This is a genomic window from Pseudomonas sp. MIACH (assembly GCF_001269925.1).
In the GTDB taxonomy this organism is placed as follows: domain Bacteria; phylum Pseudomonadota; class Gammaproteobacteria; order Pseudomonadales; family Pseudomonadaceae; genus Aquipseudomonas.
Genome location: NZ_LHVO01000020.1, coordinates 23,584 through 29,789 on the forward strand (window position 1 = coordinate 23,584; position 6,206 = coordinate 29,789).

Genomic DNA, 6,206 nt, shown 5'->3' on the forward strand with positions numbered 1-6,206 from the left:
GCACGTGCGGCGCGGCGCAGTCCGTGGGGCAGGGCACCATTGCGTTCACGGGCAGCGTCGTCGAGACGGGTTGTGCGACAAATGCGCGCAGTGGCGCGGTGATGGAGGTCAAGGGTTGTGCCGACGGCGGTCGTGAAAATCGCTTCGATGTGCGCAGTGTGACGCCGGTGGGTGGTGGGGCAGTGCCCCGGCTATTGCGTGTGGCAGACGGCGGCCATGGGCGTAGTCCCGACCAGCGGTATGTGCTGGTGGACGGTACCGGCACGCCGATCTTGTCGGGGAACTACGTGGTCACGGTGACCATGCCGTGACGGCACTGAGGGTATTTTGAAGGGGATGAGCGTCAACAGCCGGCCGAGAAACCTATAGAATGCCAGGCGGCGGCGCTTGTCCTGGGTGGCCGCTTGATCATCGCCAGAGTACCTTGCCCTTCAATGAGCATTTCAGCCGCAACCCCCCAAGCCAATTGGCAACCGGTCATCGCCCTCGCGCTGGCCGCGTTTGTGTTCAATACCACCGAATTCGTCCCCGTCGGCCTGCTCAGCGCCATTGGCGCCAGCTTCGACATGCCCGTATCCAGCGTCGGGCTGATGCTCACCATCTACGCCTGGATCGTGTCCCTGACCTCGCTGCCGGTGATGCTGCTGACCCGCAACGTCGAGCGGCGCAAGCTGCTGATCGTGCTGTTCTGCATGTTTATCGCCAGCCATGTCCTCTCCAGCGTGGCCACCAGCTTTGGCCTGTTGATGGTCAGTCGCATCGGCATTGCCTTGTCCCATGCGCTGTTCTGGTCGATCACCGCCTCCCTGGCGGTACGCCTGGCGCCGGAAGGCAAGCAGGTGCAAGCCCTCGGCCTGCTCGCCACCGGCACGTCCCTGGCGATGGTGCTGGGCATCCCCCTGGGCCGCCTGCTCGGCGAAGCCATGGGCTGGCGCACCACGTTCCTGGTGATCGGCGCGTTCGCCGCCGCCCTGGTGTTCTGGCTGGCGCGCACCTTGCCCTTGCTGCCGAGCCAGAACTCCGGCTCCCTGCGCAGCCTGCCGCTGCTGTTCAAGCGCCCGGCGCTGGTGGCGCTGTACGTGCTCACCGCCATGACCGTGACCGCGCAATTCACCGCCTACAGCTACATCGAACCCTTCGTCGAAGGCGTGGCCGGCATGAGCGGCAGCGCGGTGACCCTGATCCTGCTGGTGTTCGGCGGCGCGGGCATCATCGGCTCGCTGCTGTTCAGCCTGGTGCACCGCTTCAACCCCCACCTGTTCGTGGTCGGCGCGGTGTTTATCCTGGCCGCGTGCCTGGCGCTGATGCTGCCGTTGAGCGGCGCCGAGTCGTACCTGGTGACCCTGAGCATTTTCTGGGGCATGGCAATCATGGGCTTCGGCCTCGCCATGCAATCGAAGGTGCTGGTGCTGGCCCCGGACGCCACCGACGTGGCCATGGCGATGTTCTCCGGCATCTACAACATCGGCATCGGCGGCGGCGCCCTGATGGGCAGTTGGGTCGGCAGCCAGTTCGGCTTCGCCTGGATCGGCGCGGCGGGTGGGCTGCTGGCGGCGCTGGCGTTGGTTGGGTATTGCCTGGCGATTCGGAAGTTTGGGACGGGTGTCGCCGCCGTCTGAATCCGCCGCCGGTTCCTATTGGGTTAAAGGGCCAGGGCGTTCAAAACATGTACCGGGTCATTGTGAATGGCCCTTAGCAGTGCTTTGGCCGGCCCTGTCGGTTCTCTTCGCCCTTGTTCCCAGTTGCGCAAGGTGCCGAGATGAACATCAATCATCGCGGCGAATTTCGCTTGTGTCAGTCCGGTTGCCTTGCGGATTTCTTTTACTTGAAGCGCGTTCACGGTGAACTCACGCGAGGGTTGACGTTCGCCTCGGACGATTTCATCCATTTCTTGCACGCTTTCCATCAGCTCATCAAAGAATTTGCTCATGGTTATCTCCAGTGTTCGACGACAGCTTTAAGCGCTTTGCGTTCATCGTTTGTCAGGTCTTGCTGTTCGTTTTTCGGGTAAATCATCAACAGCGCAATACGTGAAGCGGATACGAAGTGGTAATAGATCACTCTGGCACCGCCACGTTTGCCGTGGCCTTTTGAGGCGACACGGATCTTGCGAATGCCACCCGTTCCTTCGATCAAATCTCCAGTTTCGGGGTTCAGCATCAACGCTACCTGAAGACCGAGATAGGCATCGTGATTCATGAGCTCCATTACCCGTCGGGTGAAAACTGGGGTTTCAATAAAAATCATAGCAAATGTACGCCATTGACTTACTCGGCGACAATGCTAATGCAGCCGTTCGTGTGAATCATCTGAGCAGTTGTAAGCAGGTTTTAGATGGGGTAGGTGGTGATTGCGGCGGATTAGCCAAGATTGGCGGACTGGGGTATAGGCCCCAGCACTGGCGAAGAAGTCCCTGCAAAAAAAAACAGACAAGTCTTCTTTACGCTGATCATCATGCATTTCAGCGCACCGGGCGCGGGCCACCCGGTTTGCGCCGATTGCTCCTGCAGAGTATCTGCGCTACAGCGCAGCCAACACCGCCTCCAACTTCTCCTGATCCCGCGCAAACTGCCGAATCCCTTCCGCGAGTTTCTCAGTGGCCATCGCGTCTTCATTCGAGGCCCAGCGGAACTGCGCTTCGTTCATTGGCTGACGCGCTTCGCCTTCGGTCACCGGCACCAATTTGCGCTCCAGCTTGCCCTGGTCTTCGTCGAGCTTCTGCAGCAGCTCCGGGCTGATGGTCAGGCGATCGCACCCGGCCAGCTGTTCGATCTGGCTGAGGGTGCGGAAGCTTGCGCCCATCACCACGGTGTTGATCTGGTTGGCCTTGTAGTAGTTGTAGATGCGCGTCACCGATTGCACGCCTGGGTCATCAGAGCCGGTGTAGTCCAGGCCGGTGTTCTTGCGGTACCAGTCGTAGATGCGGCCCACGAATGGCGAGATCAGGAACACCCCGGCGTCGGCGCAGGCCTGGGCCTGGGCGAAGGAGAACAGCAGGGTGAGGTTGGTCTGGATGCCGGCTTTTTCCAGGCGTTCGGCAGTGCGGATGCCTTCCCAGGTGGAGGCGAGTTTGATCAGCACGCGGTCGCGGCTGATACCGGCCTGGTCGTACAGGGCGATCAACTGGTTGGCCTTGGCCCACAGCGCGTCTTCATCGAAGGACAGGCGCGCGTCGACTTCGGTGGAAATACGCCCGGGAATGGCCTTCAAAATCCCGGCACCGACTGATACCGCGAAGTGATCGCAGGCCAGGCCGACGTCACCCTTGGCTATGTTGACGGCATTGCGCAGCAGCTCGGCGTATTCCGGGATGGCGGCGGCCTTGAGCAGCAGCGACGGGTTGGTGGTGGCGTCCACCGGGCGCAGGCGGCTGATGGCTTCGAGGTCGCCGGTGTCGCAGACCACGGTGGTGAATTGCTTGAGTTGTTCGAGCTTGGACGTCATGAGCGGCAATCTCCAAAAAGGTTATTGATTGAGGGCCTGTGCGGTGTCCAGGTCGGTGATCAGGATGTCCAGGTAGCCGCCCTTGAGCGCGCCACGAATGGCCTGGACCTTGTTCAGCCCGCCGGCCAGGCCGAGCACGCGATGGATGCTGCGCAACTTGGGCAGCGCCACCGAGACCACGAATTCTTCATCTTCTTCCAGCACCGGTTTGCCCTGGGCATCGAAGTAGCGCAGGCAGATGTCGCCCACCGCGCCACGCTCGGCCAGCAGGCGCAGCATGTCCTCGGTGTAGTAGTTGCCGCTGTTGCGCAACAGTTGCGAGGGTTCCAGGTCGCCGATGCCGACGATCGCCAGGGTGATGCTGTCAAAGCGTTGCAGCACCTCCTTGACCTCTTCCATCTGCACGATGCGTTGCTTGCTCTGCACCGATTGCTCGATGCTTTGCGACGGCAGCAAATACGCCGGGCAGTTGAGCAGGGTGGCCAGGCGTTGGGTGAGGAGGGTGGCTTCGAACGCGCCTTTGTTGCCGACACCGCCCAACAGTTGTACCACCTCCTGGGCGCCTTGTTTGCCCGGCTGGGCATGCAAGTGGCCGACCATGGCGCGAATGGTGCTGCTCCACGACGAAATGCCGATATGGTCCTGGGGTGACAGGCTGGTCTCCAGGTAGTGCGCCGCCGCTGAGCCGATGGCTTGCTTGATGCTTTCATCGTTGCCGGGCTCGGTGGCTTCCACCACGATTACCTGGCGCACGTCGTAGCGGCGTTGCAGTTGGGTTTCCAGCTCCAGGTGCAGGCCTTGCAGGCGCATCACGCTGATCTTCACCACGCCTTCCTGCAGCGCCCGGCGCAGGGCGCGGCTGATAAAGGATTGGGACAGGTCCAGCTGTGCGGAAATCTCGGACTGCTTGAGTCCTTCTTCGTAATAGAGGCTCGCGATCTTGGTGATCAGGCGCTGTTCTTCGATCTGGCTCATGAAAGCCTCGGTTGTTGACACAATGGCCGTGAGGATACCAAACCCTTACGACATGATCAGGCCGCCGTCGATATTGATCGCCTGGCCGGTCAGGTAGGCCGCGTCATCCGAGGCCAGGAACGCCACCAGACCCGCGACATCCGAGGGTTTGCCGGCCCGGCGCAGGGGGATGTTCTTGACCCATTCGGCCATCAATTCACCCTTGCCGTAGCGTTTTTCATCGGTGCTGAGGATCTCGCCCCACACGCGGTCGTTGTAGTCCCACATCTCGCTTTCGATGATGCCGGGGCAGAATGCGTTGACGGTGATGTTATGCCGCGCCAGTTCCAGCGCCAGGCTCTGGGTGATGCCGATCACGCCCATTTTGCTCGCGGCGTAGTGCGGGGTGTAGATAAACCCCTGGCGGCCCTGGCCGGACGAGGTGTTGATCAGCCGCCCGCTGCCTTGCTTGACCATGTACTTGGCCGCTTCCCGGCAACCCAGCCACACGCCGGTGGTGTTGACCTGCAGCACCTTGTCGAAGTCGGCGCGGGGCATCTTGTCGTAGTGGTCGATGGTGATGATGCCGGCGTTCTGTACTGACACGTCAATGCTGCCGAAGCGCGCGTGGCCTTCGCGGTAGAGCGTTTCGATGTCGTCTTCGCTGGTCACGTCGATGCCCAGGGCCAGGGTGTCGACCTTGTATTCCCGGGCCAATTGGTCGGCGGTGAACGTCACGCGTTCCAGGTCGTTGGAGGCCAGCACCAGGTTGGCGCCTTCCTGGGCGAAGCGCTCGGCAATGCCGGCACCAATGCCACGGCAAGCGCCGGTGATCACGATGGTTTTACCGCTGAAACGTTGCGACATGACAAAACTCCTTACCAGCAGACAAAACCACCATCGACCAACAGGTCGACACCGGTGCAGAAAGACGAAGCCTGGCTGACCAGGAAAATCGCCGGGCCGACCATTTCTTCCACGCTGGCCATGCGGCCCATGGGCGTGGTCTGTTCGAAGATCTTCACCTGGTCGGCGACTTCCGGGCGTGAATTCATCGGCGTGGCGGTGTAGCCGGGGCTGATGCAGTTGACCCGCAGGCCCTTGTCGGCCCATTCCATCGCCAGGCTTTTGCTCAGGTGGATCACCCCGGCCTTGGAGGTGTTGTAGTGCGCCTGCAACAGGCCGCGGTTGACGATGCTGCCGGACATGGAGGCGATATTGACGATGGCGCCTTTGCCACGCGGCAACATCACCGCAGCCTGGGCCTGGCAACTGAGGAAGATACCGGTGAGGTTGATGTCCAGAGTGGTTTGCCAGCGTTGCAGCTCCAGGTCTTCGGCGGCCTGGGCATTGGCGATGCCGGCGCAGTTGACGGCGACGCTGAGTGGACCGAGTTCGTGTTCGGTTCGCGCGACGGCTGCATCCAGGGCGGCGCGCTCGGTGACGGTACCGCTCAACGCCAAGGCGCGACGGCCCAGGGCCTGGATGCGTTCTACGGTGCTGGCGATGCCGGGGCTGCCCGGAAGATCAAAGCAGGCTACATCCGCGCCCGCTTCGGCGAGCCCGACGGCGATAGCTTGGCCAATGCCGCTGCCGGCACCGGTGACAAAGGCCACTTGGCCCTGAAGACTAAAAAGCTGCATGAATAACTCCAATTTTTGAAATCACAGTAGATCCCTTGTGGGAGGGGGCTTGCTCCCGATAGCAGTGGTTCAGTGACAGATGCATCTACTGACACTCCCTCATCGGGGCATGGGTATCTACACAACTTTTCAACCCCTGACAAATCTCCCTGTGGCGAGCGGGCT

8 protein-coding genes are annotated in these 6,206 nt (G+C 61.5%); 2 read left to right on the plus strand and 6 right to left on the minus strand.

The window, feature by feature from the left end:
• Positions 1-23 precede the first annotated feature (23 nt).
• Together AD670_RS07930 and AD670_RS07935 are read left to right on the plus strand one after the other, a co-directional pair.
• Positions 24-311 carry a type 1 fimbrial protein gene (locus tag AD670_RS07930; protein ID WP_256243885.1) on the plus strand — a complete coding sequence of 96 codons (288 nt, stop codon included), beginning with the start codon at positions 24-26 and terminating at the stop codon, positions 309-311.
• A gap of 123 nt (positions 312-434) precedes the next feature.
• Positions 435-1,619 carry a sugar transporter gene (locus AD670_RS07935; RefSeq protein ID WP_053130211.1) on the plus strand — a complete coding sequence of 395 codons (1,185 nt, stop codon included), beginning with the start codon at positions 435-437 and terminating at the stop codon, positions 1,617-1,619.
• Between the two features lie 23 nt (positions 1,620-1,642).
• Here the strand turns inward: AD670_RS07935 and nadS are convergent, their stop codons facing one another.
• The 6 genes from nadS to AD670_RS07965 form a co-directional block, all read right to left on the minus strand.
• Complete coding sequence (gene nadS, locus AD670_RS07940; RefSeq protein ID WP_027607270.1) at positions 1,643-1,930, minus strand: NadS family protein; 288 nt, start codon at positions 1,928-1,930, stop codon at positions 1,643-1,645.
• Between the two features lie 2 nt (positions 1,931-1,932).
• Entirely contained in the window at positions 1,933-2,247 is a 315-nt protein-coding gene (locus AD670_RS07945) for a type II toxin-antitoxin system RelE/ParE family toxin (RefSeq protein WP_027607269.1), read from the minus strand.
• Between the two features lie 273 nt (positions 2,248-2,520).
• The gene (tal, locus tag AD670_RS07950) at positions 2,521-3,444 is read right to left on the minus strand and encodes a transaldolase (protein ID WP_053130214.1); all 924 of its coding nucleotides are present in this window, start codon (positions 3,442-3,444) and stop codon (positions 2,521-2,523) included.
• Positions 3,445-3,465: 21 nt separating this feature from the next.
• Complete coding sequence (locus AD670_RS07955; protein WP_053130217.1) at positions 3,466-4,419, minus strand: sugar-binding transcriptional regulator; 954 nt, start codon at positions 4,417-4,419, stop codon at positions 3,466-3,468.
• Positions 4,420-4,464: 45 nt separating this feature from the next.
• Complete coding sequence (locus tag AD670_RS07960) at positions 4,465-5,265, minus strand: SDR family oxidoreductase (RefSeq protein WP_053130219.1); 801 nt, start codon at positions 5,263-5,265, stop codon at positions 4,465-4,467.
• An 11-nt stretch (positions 5,266-5,276) separates the two neighbouring features.
• On the minus strand, positions 5,277-6,041 hold the full coding sequence (locus tag AD670_RS07965; RefSeq protein ID WP_053130221.1) for an SDR family oxidoreductase: 765 nt from the start codon (positions 6,039-6,041) through the stop codon (positions 5,277-5,279).
• Between the last annotated feature and the right edge of the window lie 165 nt (positions 6,042-6,206).

What these genes read in the sequence shown, in the direction of transcription:
- AD670_RS07935 (WP_053130211.1), top strand. Translation starts at nt 435, where the DNA reads ATGAGCATTTCAGCCGCAACCCCCCAAGCCAATTGGCAACCGGTCATC.
- AD670_RS07965 (WP_053130221.1), bottom strand. Translation starts at nt 6,041, where the DNA reads ATGCAGCTTTTTAGTCTTCAGGGCCAAGTGGCCTTTGTCACCGGTGCC.
- nadS (WP_027607270.1), bottom strand. Translation starts at nt 1,930, where the DNA reads ATGAGCAAATTCTTTGATGAGCTGATGGAAAGCGTGCAAGAAATGGAT.
- AD670_RS07960 (WP_053130219.1), bottom strand. Translation starts at nt 5,265, where the DNA reads ATGTCGCAACGTTTCAGCGGTAAAACCATCGTGATCACCGGCGCTTGC.
- AD670_RS07945 (WP_027607269.1), bottom strand. Translation starts at nt 2,247, where the DNA reads ATGATTTTTATTGAAACCCCAGTTTTCACCCGACGGGTAATGGAGCTC.
- tal (WP_053130214.1), bottom strand. Translation starts at nt 3,444, where the DNA reads ATGACGTCCAAGCTCGAACAACTCAAGCAATTCACCACCGTGGTCTGC.
- AD670_RS07955 (WP_053130217.1), bottom strand. Translation starts at nt 4,419, where the DNA reads ATGAGCCAGATCGAAGAACAGCGCCTGATCACCAAGATCGCGAGCCTC.